The 20,609-nt window shown below is 59.8% G+C and carries 19 protein-coding genes; 8 read left to right on the forward strand and 11 right to left on the reverse strand.

Annotated features, from left to right (window positions below; all coding sequences use genetic code 11):
• Positions 1 to 7 precede the first annotated feature (7 nt).
• From Q666_RS37555 to Q666_RS37595, 9 genes are all read right to left on the reverse strand, one after another.
• On the reverse strand, positions 8 to 1,444 hold the full coding sequence (locus Q666_RS37555) for an aldehyde dehydrogenase family protein (protein ID WP_023001403.1): 1,437 nt from the start codon (positions 1,442 to 1,444) through the stop codon (positions 8 to 10).
• Positions 1,445 to 1,458: 14 nt separating this feature from the next.
• Entirely contained in the window at positions 1,459 to 2,322 is an 864-nt protein-coding gene (locus Q666_RS37560; RefSeq protein WP_023001404.1) for a dihydrodipicolinate synthase family protein, read from the reverse strand.
• The gene (locus tag Q666_RS37565; protein ID WP_023001405.1) at positions 2,319 to 2,666 is read right to left on the reverse strand and encodes a ferredoxin family protein; all 348 of its coding nucleotides are present in this window, start codon (positions 2,664 to 2,666) and stop codon (positions 2,319 to 2,321) included. Before Q666_RS37565 ends, Q666_RS37560 begins: the two co-directional genes overlap by 4 nt.
• A 14-nt stretch (positions 2,667 to 2,680) precedes the next feature.
• Entirely contained in the window at positions 2,681 to 3,457 is a 777-nt protein-coding gene (locus Q666_RS37570) for an enoyl-CoA hydratase-related protein (protein WP_023001406.1), read from the reverse strand.
• Complete coding sequence (locus tag Q666_RS37575) at positions 3,454 to 4,620, reverse strand: CoA transferase (RefSeq protein ID WP_031269506.1); 1,167 nt, start codon at positions 4,618 to 4,620, stop codon at positions 3,454 to 3,456. Before Q666_RS37575 ends, Q666_RS37570 begins: the two co-directional genes overlap by 4 nt.
• Before the next feature lie 14 nt (positions 4,621 to 4,634).
• The gene (locus tag Q666_RS37580; RefSeq protein ID WP_023001408.1) at positions 4,635 to 6,002 is read right to left on the reverse strand and encodes an FAD-dependent oxidoreductase; all 1,368 of its coding nucleotides are present in this window, start codon (positions 6,000 to 6,002) and stop codon (positions 4,635 to 4,637) included.
• A gap of 77 nt (positions 6,003 to 6,079) precedes the next feature.
• Complete coding sequence (locus tag Q666_RS37585; RefSeq protein ID WP_023001409.1) at positions 6,080 to 6,889, reverse strand: ABC transporter permease; 810 nt, start codon at positions 6,887 to 6,889, stop codon at positions 6,080 to 6,082.
• Positions 6,889 to 7,686, reverse strand: coding sequence for an ABC transporter ATP-binding protein (locus Q666_RS37590; protein ID WP_023001410.1), 798 nt, complete (start codon positions 7,684 to 7,686; stop codon positions 6,889 to 6,891). The genes Q666_RS37585 and Q666_RS37590 overlap by 1 nt, the downstream gene beginning before the upstream one ends.
• A gap of 4 nt (positions 7,687 to 7,690) precedes the next feature.
• A complete protein-coding gene (locus Q666_RS37595) occupies positions 7,691 to 8,734 on the reverse strand; it encodes an ABC transporter substrate-binding protein (RefSeq protein ID WP_031269507.1) in 1,044 nt (347 codons plus the stop codon).
• A 182-nt stretch (positions 8,735 to 8,916) separates the two neighbouring features.
• Here Q666_RS37595 and Q666_RS37600 point away from each other — a divergent pair, with 182 nt between their 5' ends.
• From Q666_RS37600 to Q666_RS37635, 8 genes are all read left to right on the forward strand, one after another.
• A complete protein-coding gene (locus Q666_RS37600) occupies positions 8,917 to 9,822 on the forward strand; it encodes a LysR family transcriptional regulator (RefSeq protein ID WP_023001412.1) in 906 nt (301 codons plus the stop codon).
• A gap of 168 nt (positions 9,823 to 9,990) precedes the next feature.
• Positions 9,991 to 10,920 carry a winged helix-turn-helix transcriptional regulator gene (locus tag Q666_RS37605; RefSeq protein ID WP_023001413.1) on the forward strand — a complete coding sequence of 310 codons (930 nt, stop codon included), beginning with the start codon at positions 9,991 to 9,993 and terminating at the stop codon, positions 10,918 to 10,920.
• A gap of 151 nt (positions 10,921 to 11,071) precedes the next feature.
• Positions 11,072 to 12,583 carry an alpha-N-arabinofuranosidase gene (locus Q666_RS37610; protein WP_023001414.1) on the forward strand — a complete coding sequence of 504 codons (1,512 nt, stop codon included), beginning with the start codon at positions 11,072 to 11,074 and terminating at the stop codon, positions 12,581 to 12,583.
• 13 nt (positions 12,584 to 12,596) lie between these two features.
• A complete protein-coding gene (locus Q666_RS37615) occupies positions 12,597 to 13,667 on the forward strand; it encodes an ABC transporter ATP-binding protein (protein ID WP_023001415.1) in 1,071 nt (356 codons plus the stop codon).
• A 74-nt stretch (positions 13,668 to 13,741) separates the two neighbouring features.
• Positions 13,742 to 15,013: an extracellular solute-binding protein gene (locus Q666_RS37620; RefSeq protein WP_023001416.1), complete on the forward strand. Its 1,272-nt coding sequence runs from the start codon at positions 13,742 to 13,744 to the stop codon at positions 15,011 to 15,013.
• 90 nt (positions 15,014 to 15,103) lie between these two features.
• A complete protein-coding gene (locus Q666_RS37625; protein WP_023001417.1) occupies positions 15,104 to 15,985 on the forward strand; it encodes a sugar ABC transporter permease in 882 nt (293 codons plus the stop codon).
• Positions 15,982 to 16,809: a carbohydrate ABC transporter permease gene (locus Q666_RS37630; protein WP_023001418.1), complete on the forward strand. Its 828-nt coding sequence runs from the start codon at positions 15,982 to 15,984 to the stop codon at positions 16,807 to 16,809. The genes Q666_RS37625 and Q666_RS37630 overlap by 4 nt, the downstream gene beginning before the upstream one ends.
• A gap of 201 nt (positions 16,810 to 17,010) precedes the next feature.
• Entirely contained in the window at positions 17,011 to 19,005 is a 1,995-nt protein-coding gene (locus tag Q666_RS37635; RefSeq protein WP_023001419.1) for a hypothetical protein, read from the forward strand.
• Positions 19,006 to 19,028: 23 nt separating this feature from the next.
• Here the strand turns inward: Q666_RS37635 and Q666_RS37640 are convergent, their stop codons facing one another.
• Positions 19,029 to 19,649, reverse strand: coding sequence for a LysE family translocator (locus Q666_RS37640; protein ID WP_031269508.1), 621 nt, complete (start codon positions 19,647 to 19,649; stop codon positions 19,029 to 19,031).
• A gap of 2 nt (positions 19,650 to 19,651) precedes the next feature.
• Positions 19,652 to 20,605, reverse strand: coding sequence for a DMT family transporter (locus Q666_RS37645; RefSeq protein WP_023014443.1), 954 nt, complete (start codon positions 20,603 to 20,605; stop codon positions 19,652 to 19,654).
• Positions 20,606 to 20,609 lie beyond the last annotated feature (4 nt).

Here is a 20,609-nt window from a genome sequence, read left to right on the forward strand (position 1 = left end):
GCTTCTCCTAGCCTGCAAACAGGTAGCTGGTCTTGACCGTGGTGAAGAATTCCGCCGCGTAGCGGCCCTGTTCACGTGGCCCAAAAGACGATCCCCTGGTGCCGCCGAAGGGAACGTGAAAATCAACACCGGCGGTCGGCAGGTTGACCATCACCATACCGGCCCTGGCACGCCGCTTGAAGTCGCGGGCATGTTTCAGGCTTGTGGTGCAGATACCGGCTGACAGACCGAATTCGGTGTCGTTTGCAACTGTAATGGCTTCCTCGAAGTCGGCCACCTTGATGACGGATCCGCAGGGACCGAAAATCTCTTCCCGGTTGATGCGCATGGAATTGGTCGTCTCGAGAAACAGTGCCGGGGCCTGAAAATAGCCGGGCACGGCAAGTTCGAGCCGCTCGCCGCCAATCACCTTTACACCTTCCTTGCGGGCGAGGTCCACATAGGCAAGGTTCGAAGAGAGCTGTTTCTCGTCGACCACCGGTCCAATCTGGGTAGCGGGATCAAGCGCATCCCCGACCTTCAAGGCCAGCATCGCTGTTTGCAGCTTCTCAACGAAAGCATCGTGAATGCCCGCCTGCACGATCATGCGCGAGGACGCGGTGCAGCGTTGGCCGGTGGAAAAGAATGTCCCGTTCAGGCATGCGGATACGGCAACATCCAGATCGGCGTCATCCAGCACCACCATCGGGTTCTTGCCACCCATTTCAAGCTGGCACTTGCGTTTTAGCCGTCCGCACACTTCGGCAATATGGCTTCCCGTGGCAACGGAACCGGTGAAGGAAACCGCATCAACATCCGGATGGGTGACGATGGCCTCGCCAACAACAGAACCGCGCCCCATGACCAGGTTGAAGACACCGGGCGGACAGCCGCATTCATCCAGCAGAGTTGCGATCACATGAGCGCAGCCCGGCGTCAGGTCCGCCGGTTTCAAAACCACGCAATTGCCATAGGCCAGCGCAGGTGCTGCCTTCCAGGCGGGAATGGCGATGGGAAAGTTCCACGGAGTGATCAGGCCGATCACACCGACCGGCTCACGCGTAACCTCAACGTCGATATCGGGCCGCACGGAGGCCTGCATATCGCCGGTCACGCGCAGCGCTTCACCGGCAAAGAACTTGAAAACCTGGGCGGCGCGCATGGTTTCACCGATGCCTTCCGCCAGCGTCTTGCCTTCCTCGCGCGACAGCAGGCGGCCATATTCTTCGGCCCGTTCCGCCAACTTTCGCCCAACAGCTTCCAGCAGATCATGGCGGGTCTGCGGCGTTGCCGCTGCCCAACCTGGCGTAGCATTGCGCGCTGCGGTGACGGCGGCATCGACATCGTCAACGCTTCCCTGGGCATAAAGGCCGACGACATCATCGGTGTTCGAAGGATTGCGGTTTTCGGAATAGGTGTTGGAAGGCAGCCATTTGCCGCCGATCAGATTATCGTGTTTTGTCATTGGGAATTCCGGTTTCAAAGGGTTTCGGCAATGCGGTCGAGAGACCCGCATGCGGCAGCGTCCAGATGTTGAAAGGGAGGCAGGACACGGTTCCAGGCACTTTCAGCCGCGCGCCGACCGACAAGATATTTGACCGCAGGCACCAGCGGGTGGGCCGCAATGTCCGCCCGTATGCTGGCGACCCGGCCAGCCAATGCCTCGTCTGCCGGGTCCTGCAGGAGCCGCGCACAAAGGGGCGCGCTGATGTTCACGGTGGCGGAAATACAGCCTGCGAACCCGGCTCCGGGCCCCTCCGCGAGCGCCGTTTCCGAACTTGGAAACACCTTCAGGTCTGGCAGCCGCCGGACAAGCTCCCGGCAATAGTCGAGATCGCCTGAGGAATCCTTGATGCCCGTGAACCGTTTCGGATGGGCTTTTGCCAGACGCTCGACGACATCCGCCGGTATCTTCAAGCCCGTCATCTGTGGGAAATTATAGAAATAGATCTCGATCGGCGTCGCGCCGAGTGCCCGGTCCAGCGCTTCGTACCAGGCAACCAGCCCCTCTTCGGTGACAGGCTTGTAGTAGAACGGCGGCAGGACCAGCGCGACGCCATAGCCCATGTCGGCAGCTGCGCGCGTGAGGTCCAGCGTGTCCTCAAGGGACGTGAGACCCGTGCCGACCATAAGACGGCTTGTGTCAAAGGCCTCGGCCGCCCAGGCCATCACTTGCTTGCGATGGGCCAGACCGAGAGAATTCGCCTCACCGGTCGTACCCAGGATGTTCAGGGCATCGCACCCGTTGGCCAGCGCCCAGGCGCAATGTTCCAGAAAGGTATCTTTCACCGGTGCGCCATGCGCATCGAGCGGTGTCGGCACCGCCGCAACTATCCCCTTCATGTCGTCTGTTCCTCAAAATCGCGTTTGAAAAAATCCCGTACCGCAGGGTGGTCCCGGAAAGGCGTATCGCCCCTGGTCCAGCCACCCGGCGAGACCAGTCCTCCGTCCGGACCCTGGAACACATCCTTGTTGATCTCGATGAACGCCCGGTCCGCACCGGTCACCTCGTCGTCGTAGCGGATCGCGTCGACCGGGCAGATGCTCTCGCACATGCCGCATTCGATGCATTCTTCGGGGTGGATGTAGAACATCCGCTCGCCTTCATAGATGCAGTCGACCGGACAGGACGTGGTGCAGATCCCGTCCTTCACATCAATGCATTCGCTCTTGATGATCAGCGCCATCTTGATCTCTCAACTCATTTGCCTTGCCAGACCGGCGCGCGCTTTTCCCGGAACGCCCGAACCCCTTCGAGGGAATCTTCTGACGTGAGTGCGGCGATCAGTTCGGGAGACCGCACGGCCTGTGCCTGGTCGGGCGGCATTTCACCGGTTTCGCGTACTGTGGCCTTGATCGCCTGCACGCAAAGCGGCGCACTTGCCAGAATGTCGGCAATCCAGCGGTCCACTTCCGCATCGAGTTCGTCCTGCGGCACGACGGCATTGACGAGCCCGTAGCGCTCCATCTCCACAGCGCTTGCCATCCGGCCGGTCATCATCAGACCGACAGCGATATTGCGGGGGACAAGACGCTGAAGCAGCGTCATCCCGCCTGCCAGCGGAAGGTTGCCCACCTTTGCTTCGGGCAGGCCGAACCTGGCCGTATCGCTGGCAATCACGATGTCGCAGCCGAGAACCATTTCCATGCCGCCGCCGAGCGCAAGACCGTTGACGCGGGCAATCACCGGCACCTTCAAGGAGCGCCTCAGGGCGATGCCGCCGAACCCAAGCGGGTTTGCGGACGCCCAATATTCAAGCCCACTCAGTCCGTTGCTGTCCTTCAGGTCCGCACCGGCGGAAAAGGCGCGTTCACCCGAACCGGTCAACACCACGCAGCGCACGGTCGGATCGGCTTCGATCTTCCGCCAGATGGTTTCCAGCTCGTCCGATGCTGCCCTGTCGACCGCGTTCATGCGCTCCGGGCGGTCGATGACAACCCGGGCGACATGGTTTTCGAGGGTGAAAAGGACACTCATTCCGCCGCCCCTGCCACCTGTTGCAGGCCGAACTCCGCAATGACTTCGTCGGTGTGTTCGCCCAGGCGTGGCGGTGCGTGCCGCAGTTTCAGGGGGGCTTCACTCAGGTGCACGGGAGACCCCACAACCCTCAAGGGGCCAAGGACCGGATGGTCGAAATCCAGCAGCATGCCGTTGATGGCGGTCTGCGGGTCTTCGAGTGCCTCTCCGAGCGCCCGCACGGGTGCGCAAAGCAGATCCTGCTCTTCCAGCCTGGCGATCCAGTGCGCCGTCGTGTCCGTTGCGAAGACAGCCCGAAACCGGTCCTGCAGATAGGGCTTGTTGGCACGCTGGCTGGCGAGATCCGGATAGGTGGGTGAAAGGTCCTCGATGCCAAGCGCGGTGCAGATGTCGCGCAACGGGTTAGCCTTGAAGGCACCGACCACCACCAGAGCACCATCGGTGGTGTCGAAGACACCGGTCAAAGGCATGGCGGCCCAGTTCAGCACTTCGCGGTGCTTGGTCCACTGTGCGGCTTCCTGCATCTGCATCGCAATCATGGAATCGTAGAGCGAAACGGAGACCCGCTGGCCGCGCCCGGTTTTCGTCCGTGCCAGCAAGGCCGCCAGAATGCCCTGAACCAGGTGCATGCCTGCCGTATAGTCGCACAAGGTTGTGGGGTAGATGGACCGCTCGATCGACGGGTCGGCGGTCTTTTCCATGACACCGCTCATCGCCTGGGCCAGAACGTCCTGCCCGCCCTTGTGGGCATAGGGGCCCTTCTCACCAAATCCCGTTCCGGATGCACAGATGATGCGGGGATTGATCGCCTTGAGCGCGTCATAGCCGAAGCCCAGACGGTCCATGACACCGGCGCGGAAATTGTCGACGACCACGTCCGCGTTGCGCACCAGATCGTACACCATCTGCTTGCCCTCATCGGACTTGGTGTCGATCTCGACAGACCGCTTGTTACGGTTCAGCGACGAGAAGACGGCATTGTTCATGCCTTCTTCCGATCGCACGTCGAAGAAATGCCGTGACAGGTCGCCTGCACCGGGGCGCTCGATCTTGATGACGTCCGCACCGAAGTCGGCCAGCATCTGGGTTGCACATGGCCCCAGCATGACCTGGGTGAAGTCCAGAATTCGGACACCGGAGAGTGGGAAAGCTTGGGTATTCACGTTTGTTATCCTTTTTATTCTGCAGCGACGGTGCCTTCGACGAGCGCATTTGCTGATGGGATGTCGCCGGGGTCGGCGCCCTGGGCACGCATGCGTTTCTGGATCGTGGCAACGTCGGCGTCGCGCAGTGCACAGTTCTGTTCCAGAGCGACTGAAACGGCGACGCCGGCCGCTTCGCCCTGCGCCATGCACGGCGGAATTTCCCGCGAAAGCTTCTGGGCTTCGCTTTCAACCGAGTAGTGGCGACCGGCAACGATCATGTTGTCGATGCCCTTGGGCAGCAGGGCCCTGTAAGGCGTGTAGTAGTCCCTGCCCCGGCAAACGCTGTCGGAGAAATGACGGCGGGAGCGCACGTCATCGCGGGTGACCACATATTCGCCCTGCAACAAACGGGTCTGGCGAATGCCGAGTTGTTCCGCGGCACCCAGCATCTTGGCGTTTTCGAAACCGGGCAGATTGGCGCGCACGAAGGCGAGCAACTTCATCATGCGCTCGCGGCCTTCGACTTCCGCCGCCAGCATGTGTTCCGGCGACAGCCCGTCATAACCCGGCATGTGCGGGCAGTTGCACCAGACGATGCCCGGCAGCGGCGTCTTCAGCCACCACATGCCCCAGGCGCCACCGATCACCCGGCGCACCTGACGGTCCAGGGCCTTGTATTCTTCCGGATTTTCGAACTCGAAGGCTTCTGCCTTGTCCGTGTCGACGTCGCACAGGCGAAACACGGTCGTGACGATGTACTGTCCGGTCTGGAAAGACGCCCCTGCAGAGGATGCGACATCCAGATCGCCGCTGGCATCGATCACCATCTTCGCCTTGATCGCCTGACGGCCAAGCTTGGTCTGGCAGATCACGCCGGTCACACGGCCGTCTTCAACCATTGCTTCGGAAAACCACGAATGCAGGCGCAAATTGACACCTGCCTCACGAGCCAGGTCGAGGCTCACCCGTTTCCAGCAATCAGGATCGAAGGCAACTGCGTGAATGATCGGCTGAGGCATGCCGGTCTTGTGAAAATCGATGCAGCCCCAACGGGACCACTTCTTCCACATTTCCCAGTTGGTCAGGCAATCTTCCGGCGGCGGAAAAACTGCGCCATCCTGAGCCGACATCCGGTCGACGAATTCGTTGACGATGCCCGTCGTGACGATTTCATTGCCCTCGTTGACCATGTCGTCGAGCACCAGAACCATTCCGCCGGAGGCCATGCCGCCAAGGTGATGGTAACGCTCGAGCAGGGTCACCGAGCAGCCGTTTCTGGCGGCCGATACGGCGGCACTCAGGCCGGCGGGGCCACCGCCGATGACAACCACGTCGCAGTCTGCGACGACCGGAACCTGCTCATTGCGGGTCAAGGAAATCTGCGTTGTGTTGGTGCTCATTTCGGCGCACTCCTCCCGTTGGGCCGCCAAGCGACGGCCCGGTTTCAGTTCAGATTTTCGTTTGGTTCAGATCCGCTTCACCACCGCACGATCATGCGTTCGGCAATGGAAACGGCGGCAAACATCAGCACCGACAGGCCCGACGACAGGAAGACTGTCGCGTAGAGCAAGGCGGAGCGGAAATTGAAGGTTGCATCGATGATCAACGCACCCAGCCCGACATCCGCGCCAACCCATTCCCCGACGATTGCGCCGATGACACAGGTGGTGGCCGCGATCTTCAGTGCCGAAAACAGGAACGGCAGCGAAGACGGCAGGCGGATCTTCCAGAACACTTCCGACTTGGAGGCGGACAGGATCCGTGCCAACTCAAGTGCCTGAGGGCTGACGGACTGCAGGCCGCGTACCATATTGACCAGTGTCGGGAAGAAACAGATCAGGGCAGCGATGACGACCTTTGCGGTCAGTCCAGCTCCGAAGATCAGAACCAGGATCGGGGCAATGGCCAGGATCGGAATGGTGTTGATGAACACCGCGATCGGGAAGAACGCCCGCTCCACCATCCGACTGTGCACGAAGGCGATCGCGATCAGCACTGCAGCCACGTTGCCGACGACAAAGCCGAGCACGCTTTCGAACAGTGTCGGCCAGAAGTTCCGCATCAACTGCGGAAATTCGGTCACCAGCGTTGTCGCGACTTCGCTCGGAGCCGGGGCGATGTAGCTCGGCACTCCAAAGGCCCGGACGCCGATTTCCCAGGTGGCGATCAGGCCGACCGCAGTCAGCACCGGGGTCGCGACAGCAGTCAGCCGTGCCCTGCGCGCCATGGCCTTTTCGGCAGCGTCATCATCCACCGGCATGCCCATCGTTTCGTCGACGGCAGTCATCAGCACGCCTCCAGAAGTTTGCGCAAATGCGCGGAGTATCGGGTGAATTCCGCCGTATCCCGCAACTCGGTGGTGCGCGGATATGGCAGATCGATATCGACGATCTCGTGCAGGCGGCCCGGATGCGCCTTGAGCATCAGCACCTTCTGCCCCAGAAAGACCGCTTCCGGGATCGAGTGGGTTACGAACAGGATCGTCACGCCGGTTTCCTCCCAGACCTTCATGAGCTGAAGGTTCAGGTGGTCGCGGGTCATCTCGTCGAGCGCACCGAAGGGCTCGTCCATCAGCAACAGCTTCGGCTTGCAGACCAGTGCACGGGCAATCGCCACACGCTGGCGCATGCCTCCGGAAAGCTCGTGCGGCAGTGCGTGTTCGCGGCCCTTGAGCCCGACCAGCTCAAGCAACTCCATCGGCGACTTGTCGCTGACGGGGATCTGGATCCCGCGGCTCTGCCCCATTTCCAGGGGAAGCTGGACGTTCTCCAAGGCCGTGCGCCAGGGCAGCAGTGTCGCGTCCTGAAACACGAAGGCAAATTCCCGTGCCAGGCGGGCAGCCTCGGTCGTCTTGCCGAAGATCGACACGTCCCCGGATGCAGGCGGGATGAGATCAGACACCAGCCTGAGCAAGGTCGACTTGCCACACCCCGACGGACCAAGGATGGAATAGAAGGCTCCCGCCTCGATCTCCAGGCTGATGTCCTGGATCGCGGTGAACTGACCGAACTTGACCCAGGCATTGCGCAGGCTGGCTGCAGGCACCAATGTGCCTGCGTCCAGATTTTCCAATACCGCTTCCATGGCCTTAACCGACCTTCGGGCGGCTGTCTGCGGTGCTCTCCAGGACCGACAGTGTCATCACATCGTCGACGGCGGGCGCCCCGTTCGCGAATTGCTCGAGATTTTCGTAAGTCTCGATCTGGGCCTGCCAGTTTTCGCGGGTCATGGTGCCCCAGCCGTTTTCGGCGGTCTTTTCGTTGAAGGAATATCCGACCACCAGCGGCACCGCCTTCAGTTCGCTTTCCCTGTCCAGGTTCGGCAGGCGCTCGACCAGATAGTTGACGGCTTCTTCCTGGTTCTCACGAACCCAGCCCCAGCCGCGCGAGATGGCGCGGATCATGGCCTGCACCTTGTCGCCATGCTCGTTCAGCACAGTGTCCGTGGTGTAGAAGGGGTTGGCATAAAGCTGGATGCCGGCATCCCACAGGGACATGTCGACACGCTGGTCCCCTAGGATCGAAAGCGCGTTGACGTTTGTCTTCCAGCCGGTAATCGCATCGACCTGCCCCGTCAGCAGCGGCGCCATGTCACTGCCGATGACCTTCAGTTCAACCTGATCCTCGGATATGCCGTTCTTGGCCAGAAGCGCGCGGAACAGGATCCGTCCGGTCGCCTGAGTGCCGATGGTCTTGCCGATCATGTCCTGCGGTGTCTTGATCGGGTTCTTCTTGAGCGAGAAATACGTGTAGGGATGCTGCTGGTAACCGGCGGCAATACATTTCACCGGAATGCCCGCCGAGCGCGCCAGCATGAGAGAGGGGCTGGAAGACACCTGGCCGAGATTGGACCGCCCGGAAGCGACGGACGCCACACCATCGACATTCGGCCCCCCCGGCACGATTTCGAATTCAAGACCTTCTTCCGCAAAATAGCCCAGCTTGTCGGCCGCGATTTCTCCCAGGTTGCCGTTACCGGCCAGCCAGCCGAGCTGCATGGAAACCTTGAAGGTGTCCTGAGCAAAGCCTGGGACGATATTCACAAGTGTTCCGGCGCCTGCCAGACCAGCGCCCGCGGCCATGGTCTTGAGCATCGAGCGGCGGTTCAATCCATTCGAGAATAGGTATGACATACTGTTGGTCCCCCTCATTTGAGATTGGGCGGTTTGTGGCCGACTGTTCCCCTTGCCGACTTCACAGTGAACTCTAACGGGAAGATGCACGGTGCAAAAAGTGCAAAAACATGCTAACGGTGATGCATAAAATGCACCGCACTTTGTGATGCACTGTTTGCCACTCTGTCCGGGGGGACATCGTGCATTCGAATTTTCTGCGTTATTTCGACGAAGTCGCCCGCCAGGGCTCCATCCGCAAGGCATCTGCGGTTTTGAACGTGTCTTCCACCACGGTGAACCGGAAGATCATCAGCACCGAGAACGAGATGGGTGTTCGCCTGTTCGAGCGCACCCCTGAAGGCGTGACGCTGACCGATGCGGGGGCCATCGTCCTGGAACACTGCCGCAAGACGCTGCAGGATTATGAACGCACCCGCACCATGCTGGACGATATCCGCGACCTTCGGTCCGGACACCTCAACATTGCCGCCATCGATTCCGTAACCTACGGCCTGTTGCCCCGTATCCTGCTCGACTTCAACCGGATCTATCCGCAGGTCACCTATTCGATCACCACCGCACAGCCGGACGAGATCATTACCGCTGTCGCGGGCGGGATCGCAGATATCGGCATTACCTTCACCTTCGATCTGCATCCAAACGTTCGGGTTATTTCCGACAAGACCGCGCCGATCGGCATCATCATGCGATCCGACCATCCCTTCGCGGGCCGAACAAACCTTGCCATAGAGGAACTCACCGGCCAGAAAATGGTGCGCACCGTGGATGCGCGCGGTCGCAATTCGATCATCGACCAGGCAATCTCGGGCATGTCCTCCGCCCTCTCGACCAACTGCTTTACCGACACCTTGCACGTGGCAAAACAGATGATCCTGGCCGGCCGAGGCCTCGGCCTTTACACCAAGATCGGTTTCATCGACGAAATCGATCAGGGCATTCTCCGCTTCGTGCCCTTGATGCATGACATCCTGTCCAACCTGCGCATTGGTGTCGTCATGTCCGCCTCTTCCGGCATCTCGCCGCCCGAACGGTTGCTCGGCAACGAAATCAAGCGCGCCCTCACCCAGCTGCGGCTGGATTCCTGAGTTTGCAAGAACACTGCCTCTCGGCTGAAGACCTGTTGTCCGTGAACTGCACTCTGTCTGCCGTATGGTTCAAATCGACATTGAGAACCGGCGCAGTGAAACAGCAATTGTAATTATCGAAAAAAGCGATACAAATAGCTGTTCCAGATTTACAGCCGGGAACAACCCATGCGCGCAAATTTTCTGATCGTCGATCCCGTCAAGGACAAGATCGCCATGAAGGCGATCGCTTCCCAGCCTCGCCTGCACCTGTTGCAGGAGCTGGTACGGACACCCGGGATGAACATCAACGCGCTTTCGGAAGCTTCCGGCATGCCGCAATCCTCCGTCTCCACCCACATCCAGGTTCTGGAAGAAGCTGGCCTGGTGCGAACGGAAGTGCAGCGGGCAAAAAAGGGCAGCCAGAAGACGACCTTCGCCATCTACGATGAGATCATCCTGGCCTTCCGCTCGTCGGAAGAACGCATCGAGCCGAACCAGATCGAAGTATCGATGCCGCTCGGCCTTTACACCAACAGCCTCGTCACAGCTCCTTGCGGCATCTGCTCGACAGAAGGGATCATCGGCCTTCTCGATGTGCCGGAGACCTTCATGGACCCGGAGCGGATGAAAACGGCTTTGTTGTGGTTTACCAGTGGCTTCGTCGAATATCAGTTCCCCAACAATGCCAAGCTGACGGGCAAGCAGATCGACGGTCTGGACGTGGTGATGGAGGTGAGTTCCGAGGTGCCGGGCACCATGAGCAACTGGCCCTCCGACATCGTCCTGTCGATCAACGGCAAGGAGATCGGCGTCTGGACGTCGCCGGGTGATTTCGGCGACAAGCGCGGGGCCTACACACCCGACTGGTGGAAGCTTTCCGGTTCGCAATACGGCATGCTGAAGACCTGGAGCGTGGGGAGGAACGGCACCTTCGTGGACGGTCACAAGATCTCCGATATCAAGACAGAAGACCTCCAGCTCGACGAACACCGGTCGGTTCGATTGAAGATCGAGGTAAAGGCCGAAGGACGGCACCCGGGCGGAATCAACGTCTTCGGCCGCGGTTTCGGCAATTACGATCAGGACATTATTTTGCGGCTGCACACCCGCAATTGACCGAAACTGCACTTGAAAAGACGTGGGGACATTCACTTCTGGTTGCGCCGCAACAACATTGTCCAGTTGACAATTTTCGCCAAGCTCGCATTCTTATCAGAAATAAAGATTCATATCGATTTATTCGATATATATTTCTGGGAGAATGCGAATGAAGGCACGCGTCACCGTGCATCGGGATTTCCGGATCAGTTCCATCGATGAGCGGCTTTATTCCGCATTCATTGAACACATGGGACGGGCGATCTATTCCGGCATTTATGAACCTGACCATCCGCAGGCCGATGCCAACGGCTTTCGAAAAGACGTGCTGAAATTCGTACAGGACCTCAGGATCCCGGCCATTCGTTACCCGGGCGGCAACTTCGTTTCCGCCTACAACTGGGAAGATGGCATCGGCCCGAAGGACAAGCGCCCCGTCCGCCTCGATCTTGCCTGGCGCAGCAAGGAAACCAACCAGGTCGGCATCGACGATTTCGCAATCTGGGCGGAACAGGCAGGCATCGAGATGATGCTGGCCGTCAACCTGGGTTCGCGTGGTCTGGAAGAGGCACGCAACTTCCTGGAATATGTGAATTTTCCCGGTGGCACCCAATGGTCCGACCTGCGCCGTTCCAATGGCCGCGAGGATCCTTACGGGGTCAAGATGTGGTGCCTCGGCAACGAAATGGACGGCCCGTGGCAGATCGGCCACAAGGTCGCCACGGAATACGGCCGGCTGGCCAACGAGACGGCCAAGGCGTTCAAAGGCTTCGACCCGACGATCGAGGCAGTCGTCTGCGGCAGTTCAAACGACCGCATGCCCACCTATCCCGAATGGGAACGCGAAGTCCTGGAAGAGTGCTACGAGAACGTCGACTACATCTCGCTGCACAAGTATTTCGGCAACAAGAGCAAGGACACGCTCAACTACTTCGGCAAGATCGAGGAAACCGGCCGCTACATCCAGACCATTGGCGGTGTCATCGATTACGTGAAGTCCAAGAAGCGTGCGAAGAACGACGTCCATATCTGTTTCGACGAGTGGAACGTGTGGTACCACATCCGCGAGGACGACAGCCGCCGCATTAAGGAATGGGACTGGCCGGAAGCCCCCCCGCTGCTTGAAGAGAACTACAACTTCGAGGACGCCCTCTTCGTCGCCGGCCTGCTCAACGAGTTCATCCGCCGCTCCGACCGTGTGCGTATTGCCTGCATTGCCCAGCTGGTCAACGTAATCGCCCCGATCCGGGCGGAAAAAGGCGGGCCCGCCTGGCGTCAGACCATCTACTACCCCTATCAGTTCGCGTCTCTTTACGGCCGCGGTGATGCACTGAACGTTGCCGTGGATGCACCGACCTACGACTGTTCCGTTGCCGACGACGTCTGCTACCTCGACGTTGCCGGGGTACACGACAAGGCTGCAGGAACGCTGACGCTTTTCGTCCTGAACCGGCATCTGACCGAAACGGCCGATCTCGACGTGTCCTTGACGGGTTTCGGCTCGCCGTCCCTGGCCGAACATCTGTCCATGGAAGGCTACGGCCTCAATGACACCAACGGTCCGGACAAGCCGGACAACGTGGTTCCCGGCAAGGGGACAGGCGTTGGCGTGGAGGATGGTCAGCTCAAGGGTAAGCTTGCGCCGCTTTCCTATCATGTCCTGCGGTTGAGCGTCGGCTGAGGGGATCCATGCAATGGGGGTTCAGCTTCGCAACATACGCAAGGTCTTCGGCCCGGTCGGGGTGATCCATGATGTCAGCATGGACATTCCGACGGGTGAATTCGCGGTCTTTGTCGGTCCTTCCGGTTGCGGAAAATCGACATTGCTGAGGATGATCGCAGGCCTCGAGGACACAAGCGGCGGCAAGATCTCGATCGAAGGCACCGATGTGACCTTGCAGGAACCGGCCAAACGCGGCGTTGCCATGGTCTTCCAGTCCTATGCACTTTATCCGCATCTTTCCGTCTTCGAGAACATGGCCTTTTCCATGCGTCTGAAGCGGGCACCGAAACAGGACGTGCACAACAAGGTGGTGGAAGCGGCCCGCATCCTCCAGCTTGAGGAACAGCTGCAGAAGAAACCGTCTCAACTGTCCGGCGGCCAGCGTCAGCGGGTTGCGATCGGACGGGCGATCGTGCGCCAGCCCAAGGTGTTTTTGTTCGATGAGCCTCTTTCGAACCTGGATGCGGAATTGCGTGTCCAGATGCGGCTGGAACTTGCCCGGCTGCACAAGCAGATCGGCGCGACGATGATCTATGTCACCCACGATCAGGTGGAGGCCATGACACTGGCAGACCGGATCTTCGTCCTAAAACAGGGCGTCGTGCAGCAGGCCGGAAAGCCGCTTGATCTCTACGACGACCCCGACAACAAATTCGTCGCCGGTTTCATCGGATCGCCGGCCATGAACTTTCTGCCGGCAACAGTGCTCGGCCGGGAAGGCGATTGCCTGCGCATTGCCATCAACGGAACGGACGCAGTCCTGCTGGCGAAAGTTTCCGGTGATCTTTCGGCCGACAGCCGGGTCACCGTCGGACTGCGTCCGGAACACCTGACCAGCGCGGACACGGGCATTCCCGTGACCGTGGAAATGGCGGAGGACCTGGGAGGTGTTTCCTACCTGCACACGCATATGCCGGACGGCCGCGAGATCGTCGTTGAATGGCGCGGCAGCCGCCATGCCGGGGGCGGTGAGGCAATCAAGCTCACCTGCTCACCGGAACAGGTTCTGGTCTTCAACGAGCAGGACCAGCGTATTCGGTAGACCTTCTGTCTGCCTGGTACCTTTGAACCGGCCTTGATGGGAAATGCCGGTTTTTCATACGGGAGGAAGAGTCGATGAAATACCTTAAGACACTTCTGGCAGCGGGGGTGATGAGCCTTGCCAGCCTGCCGGCATTTGCCCAGCAGGACATCACCTGGTGGGACTTTCTGAGCGGTGGGGACGGCGTTCGCATGAAAGCGTTGATCGCACGCTTCAACGAAGAGCATCCGGACATCAAGATCAACGGAACCACTCTGGAATGGGGCGTGCCCTTCTACACCAAGGTGCGCACTTCCGTTGCCGTTGGCCAGGGCCCGGACGTGATGACCTATCACCTGTCGCGCATGCCGCTCGGGCTTGAGGAAAATGTGCTGGACGTGATCAGTGATGACGATCTTGCCGCTGCCGGTCTCAGCAAGGATGACTTCTTCCCGGCGGCCATTGCCGCCGCGAGCGATGCGGACGGCAAGCTCCACGCAGTGCCGTTCGATATCCACGCGATCGTGCTCTACGTAAACAAGAGTTATTTCGAAGGATCCCGCTTCCTCGATGACCAGGGAAACCTGACCGGCATTGAAAGCCTCGCCGATTTCGAGGAAGCGCTTGCGCTTGCCAAGGAAAACGGCTCCGAAGCGCCCGTTTCCTACGCAACGGGTGACGACGGCGGCACCTATCGGGTCTTCTTCACCCTGCTCAAGCAGCAAGGCGGCGAGCTGATCACCGATGGCGAGGTTCTGGCAGGCGACAATCTGGACAAGGCCGCCAATGCCATCGAGATCATGACCAACTGGCACAAGCAGGGCTGGCAGCCGGAGCAGGCCGAATACGAAGCCTCCGTTGCGTTGTTCACGTCCGGCAAGGCCGCTTTTCACATGAACGGCGTCTGGGAAGTGCCGACCATGGTCGACATGGCGGAAAAGGGAACGCTCGGGTTCGACTGGGGTGCGGTACAAATTCCGACGCTGCTTGGAACCACGGCCACCTGGGCGGACTCCCACGCCTTCGCCATTCCTCAGGGAACGGAAATGAGCCCGGAAAAACGCGCGGCGGTGATGACCGCAATCGGCTGGATGGAGAAGAACTCGATCTCCTGGGCCGGGGCAGGACATATTCCAGCCTACAAGCCTGTCGCGACCAGCGATGAATTCGGGAAAATGGAACCCAACGCCACCTATTCGTCACTCGCCGAAACCGCGGCCTACGACCCAAGGTCGCCGATCGCAGGGGTGGCCTCGCCTGTCTATGATGCAGCCATCAACATCATCTCGCCCGCCATGCATGGCTATCTGGAGCCTGCACAGGCAGCACAGCAGATGAAAGACGAGCTTCAGTCGAAGCTTCAATAGACGAAGGCTTTGCCCGGGACGCCTGCCGCACGCACACCGTATGCGGCTGGCGTCTCCTACGGCGAGAAAAGGACGATTACTCAAGTGGCCATGATTACCAACCGGCGCAGGGAAGTGGCGGTCGCCATGACGCTCATCGCGCCCTTTGTCCTGACCTTCGTGCTGGTCTTTCTCTATCCGACGATCCGGATGATCGAGCTGAGCTTTACCAACGCGCCTTTGATCGGTCCGGGGGAATGGGTCGGCCTTGCCAATTTCAAACGGCTGCTTACCGACAACCTCTTCTATACATCTCTGAAGAACAACGGTTATTTCGTTCTCCTGACCGTCGTTCCAACGACCGCACTGGCCCTTGCCATTGCAATGATGATCACGCGCCTCAAGGGGCCGCTTCAGGCGCTGATCCTCGCGCTTTTCTTTCTTCCCTACATTCTGCCCGTGTCGGTGGTGACGCAAATCTGGGCCTGGATGCTGGACTTCCAGTTTGGCGTGCTGCAGCCGGTGTTCGCATTTTTTACCGGCAAACCGGTACCTGTCTTCAAGAACCCCTATTGGGTCATGCCGACAGTCGCCACGGTGACCATCTGGTGGACCAATGGCTTCAACGTGCTTCTGTTCATCGCGGGCCTTCGAAACATCTCCAGCGATTATTATGAAGCAGCGGCACTGGACGGGGCGACACGCTGGCAACTGTTCACCAAGGTCACCTGGCCCCTGCTCTGGCCGGTAACCGCTCTTGTCCTAACCCTTCAGCTGATCCTGCAGCTCAAGATTTTCGACCAGATCTACCTGTTGTCGTCCGGTGGGCCGTTCAATTCGTCCTACGTTCTGCTTCTGATGGTCTACCGGGAAGCCTTCCAGTTGAACCACGGCGGCTATGCCTCTGCCATCGCCCTTGTTCTGTTTGTGCTGATCGTGGTCGTGTCGGTGCTGCAGTTTCAGTTGCTGCGTGCGGGAGGGAACAAGCAATGAAGACCCGCAAACTGGAAAACTGGGTTCTGGGCATCGGCAGCCTCTTGGCGGCGGCCATCTGGATCTTCCCTCTCTACTGGGCGTTCATCACCTCGATCCGCACCGAGGAAAGGGTCGTCAGCGAAGGCGCGGGTGTCATTCCCGACGAGTTCAACCTGACCTCCTACATCGACGTTCTGTTCGATACCAAGCTGCTCAACTGGTACTGGAACTCCATCGGCACATCCGTGATCATCACTCTGGTTGTCATTGTCTCCGGCATGATGTGCGCCTATGCCATTTCCCAGATGCGGTTTCCCGGCCGGAGGCTGCTTTATGGCGTGGTGCTCGCCAGTTTCATGGTGCCCTCGCAGGCGCTTGTGGTGACGCAGTTCATCCTGATGAACGACATGGGCCTGATAAACACCTGGGCCGGCATCATCCTGCCGCAGCTCATCGTTCCGGTGGTGATCATCGTCTACAAGCAGTTCTTTGACGCCGTACCGAAGGAAATGCGCGAGGCCGTCGTCCTGGATGGCGGCGGTGACTATACGCTGCTGTTCAGGATCTACCTGCCGCTCAACTGGGGCATCACGACCGCTCTGGCAATCATCACCTTCATCATGGCCTGGAACCAGTTTCTCTGGCCTTTCCTCGTCATCACAACGGAGAACCAGATGACGATCCCGGTCGGGATCACCCAGGTGAACGATGCCTTTGGCGTCTATTACGCCCGTCTGATGTCCGTCGCGCTTCTGGGTGCCATGCCCGTCGCCGTTGCCTATCTGATCTTCCAGAAGAAGGTGACGGAAGCCGTCATGATCTCCTCGGGCGTGAAAGGCTGAAGCCTGCCCATTCGGGAGCATTTCTTCTTCCGGTTTCCTGAAACTCTCAACCCCGCGAACAATGTCGCGGGGCAATCCGTCTTCTGCAGGCACTTGGATGCAGGCGCTGCAGTTCATATGTCTACGTCGACAAGATCAGAATGACGAAGACAGTTGAGCACTCACACCGTGTGTGTTTGGCAGACGGATGAGGAGTTCAGAATGACAGTTGGAGCCGGTCTCCCGATAGTCCTGGCGGGACCGATCCTGCGCCATGTCACGGCGAACAACGTTAGCGTCTGGCTCGCCACATCCCGACATTGCGATGTTCGATTTGAGTTTTTCCCCGAAGCACAGCCGGACCTCAACCAGACATATGAAACCGGTGACCAGGACTGGCAGATTCTGAAGGCCGGAGAGAGCCTCTATTATCATCTCGTCGATATCGAACTGGGCACTTCGCTGCCGATCGATGTCCTGATTTCCTATCGCCTGAGCGTCAAGCCGACTGGTGAAGCAGGGACAGCGTGGCAGGATCACAAGGTGTGGGCGCCCGATCTCTGCTATCCGGGACGTGACCTGCCCTGTTTCAAGGTGCCGGACCGTATCACCTCCCTGTTTCACGGGTCCTGCCGCAAGCCGCATGCGCGAACCCCTGACGGCCTTGCCGGAGCCGACCTTGTCCTGAGGCAGGCCCTCGGCCCTGAGGGCGAAACCACAGCCAGCAGTCCCGCCTTGCCATCGCTGCTCGTGATGAGCGGTGACCAGGTTTATGCCGACGACGTTGCCGGACCGATGTTGCAGGCAATCAGCCTGCTTGTCGAAAAACTGGGCCTGCCGGACGAACCGCTGGACGGCGTTGAGCCTGACCTGCCGGCGTCGGGCAACGAACTGCGGAATGTCGGCAACCTGCTCTATCACCGCGACACGCTTCTGCCCCGGGTCTACAAGAACAAGACCGTGTTCGACGTCCTGTTCGGAGGCACCGAAAAACCGGTTTTCACAACCCAGCACGCCCGCAACCACCTCGTCACACTTGGCGAAATGCTGGCCATGTATCTGTTGGTCTGGTCGCCGGCGTCCTGGCAAGGCATGCCGGAGCTGAAAGCGCCGGAAGGCCTGGAGGCCAAGGACGCGGAGATGTACGCAGAAGAGACGGTAACGCTAAAGGATTTCCGGGCTGATCTGCCTGCCTGCAGACGGGTCATGGCGCATCTTCCGACGGCGATGATTTTTGATGATCACGACATCACCGACGACTGGAACCTGTCGCTTGCGTGGGAGCAGGCCGCTTACAGCCATCCCTTGTCGCGCCGGGTTATCGGCAATGCGTTGGTCGCTTATGCTCTGAACCAGGCCTGGGGAAACCGGGCACGCACGATCGGTCCGGACATTCTTCCGCCCGTGCAGGCCGCCCTTGCCGATCCCGGTTCCGAGGCGCATGAGACCGCGATCACCACGCTGCTGGAGTACGAGGAGTGGGACTACCAGTGGCAGACGTCCCCGCCGTTGATCGTTCTGGACACGCGTACGCGGCGCTGGCGGTCAGAACGCAATGCGCATAATCCGTCTGGCCTTCTGGACTGGGAAGCGGCCACCGACCTTCAGACCCACCTGAAAGGCAAGGACGCCGTTCTGCTTGTGTCCGCTGCCCCGATCTTCGGCGTCAAGCTGATCGAAACGGTGCAGAAGATGTTCACGCTGGCCGGCAAGCCGCTGACTGTCGACGCGGAATACTGGATGGCGCATTCGGGAACCGCCAGTGCGATCCTGAATGTGTTCGGTCACCGCGGCACCCCCCAGCACTTCGTCATCCTCTCCGGCGATGTGCACTACTCGTTCGTCTATGATGTCGAACTGCGCCAGACCGCACCGAGCCTGTCCGGTGCGACCGACGACGGTCCGAAGATCTGGCAGATCTGCAGCAGCGGGATAAAGAACAAATGGCCGGACAAGCTGATCAAGATCCTGGATCGCGGCAACCGATGGGCTTTTTCACCCCGTTCGCCGCTGAACTGGTTCACCAAGCGCCGTGGTATGCGTGTCATTCCGCGCAAACCCGTTGGAACGCCACATGGCCGCCGGATCCTGAACGCGTCGGGGATCGGCCTCGTGGAGCTGGACGAGACAGGCGCGCCCATCGACATTCACCAGGTTCTGCCGGACGGTTCGCTGGTGTCGTTTGAACGCCGTGAAGCCGAAGCCCGGGACGACTGACCGTTCCGGCGGACGGTGCTGCTTCAGCGCGTTACCGCCATCAAGGCACTTCCACCAATCATGAACCCGCCCCCGGCATAGCCCATGCGGCGCCGGGCGAGGCGTGTCTGAAAAAGTTTGCGCGCACGCGCGGCGATCAACGCATAGCCCGCCAGAAGCACCATGACGACAACGCTCGAGGTCAGCGTCAGCACAACGAGTTGAACCGTCATGTCCGCGGCCGGGTCGATGAACTGGGCGAGGAAGGCCATGTAAAAGACGATCGCCTTGGGATTGAAGATAGCCGTCAGGGTACCTGCCCAGAAGCTGCCCCACGCGGACCCGGTGCGTACGCCCGGTTCAAGGGAAACGCTGTCGCGATGTGCCTCCCTGATCTGGCTGTACCCCAGCCAGGCGAGATAGACGACGCCTGTCCATTTCACGATCTGGAACAGCACCGTGGACGCGGCCAGAATGGCGCCGACACCTGCGAAGGAAAGGCCTGTCAAAACGATACTTCCGACAACGTCGCCGAGTATGCACATCACAGCAGCGGTTTTGCCGCGCATCAAGGTTTGCCCGACAACCAGCATGACACTCGGTCCCGGAATGATGGTCAGAACGACACAAGCGAGTGTGTAGGCAAGCCAGGTTTCCAGAGACACGTTCAACTCTCCCTTGGGGTCAGGCAGCGGCGGGTTGCGGCAAGAGGCAGTGAGGCGAGGAACGCGGCACACCCGATGAGGAGTATGCCGGCCAAGTCTGCCCTGTCTGGCATATCCGCGAAGAAGACGACACCCCAAACCACCGCGAAACCGAGATAACCATTGTCGAAAAGCCCGATCAGAGGTGCTGGTGCCAACTGATAGGCAAATGCAACGGCCACCGTAATGAAGGCAAGCAGCAGACCCAGCAGGATCAGAAGACCCCAGGCAGCAGCTGAAAGAGCTGGCCAGGCGCTCAGCAGGAACCCTGCCCCGGCAGGGACGGAAAAGAGATGAAGCCCCAGCACATAGACACCACCCGCCAAGGCAAGCACCAGGTTCAGGTTGAACGCCATTGCCAGCGGAGCCTCCTTCCGGCACCTGGCCGACGTGACGACTGCCGCAAGCGCATAAAAGAAGCCTGCCAGCAAGGGCAAGACCACTGCCGCAGACATGTCATCAATTCCCGGCCGCAGGAGCATGACAACTCCCGCCATCCCAAGGACAATTGAAACCGTGCCTTTTGCACCGACAGGCCTTCCCAGAAAGACAGATGTCAGAATGGTCATCCACAGGGGAGCGGTGTAATAGCAGGCTGCCGCAAGTGACAGCGGCATCAGCGGCAATGCGGCGTAGTAACAGCCCCACATCAGCGCAAGGCAAACGCTGCGCGTCCAGACCCAGGCGTTTGCAGCAAGAAGGGGCTTCGATGGGCGCCCGGTGTACGCGAATGCCAGCCCAAGCAGAATGGCTGCAACGAGAGAGCGGACCAGAAGCAACTGCCCGAGCGCGATACCGCCACTGTTCAGTTTGACCAAGGCATCGGACAAGGACAGCAACAGCACTGCTCCGGTAATCGAAATGATCCCGGCAAGGAGCGATCCAGCTTGTTGTTTCGGCAGAAATAAAGATATCATTTCA

The organism is Labrenzia sp. C1B70 (assembly GCF_000475395.1).
Classification (GTDB): Bacteria; Pseudomonadota; Alphaproteobacteria; order Rhizobiales; family Stappiaceae; genus Roseibium; species Roseibium algicola.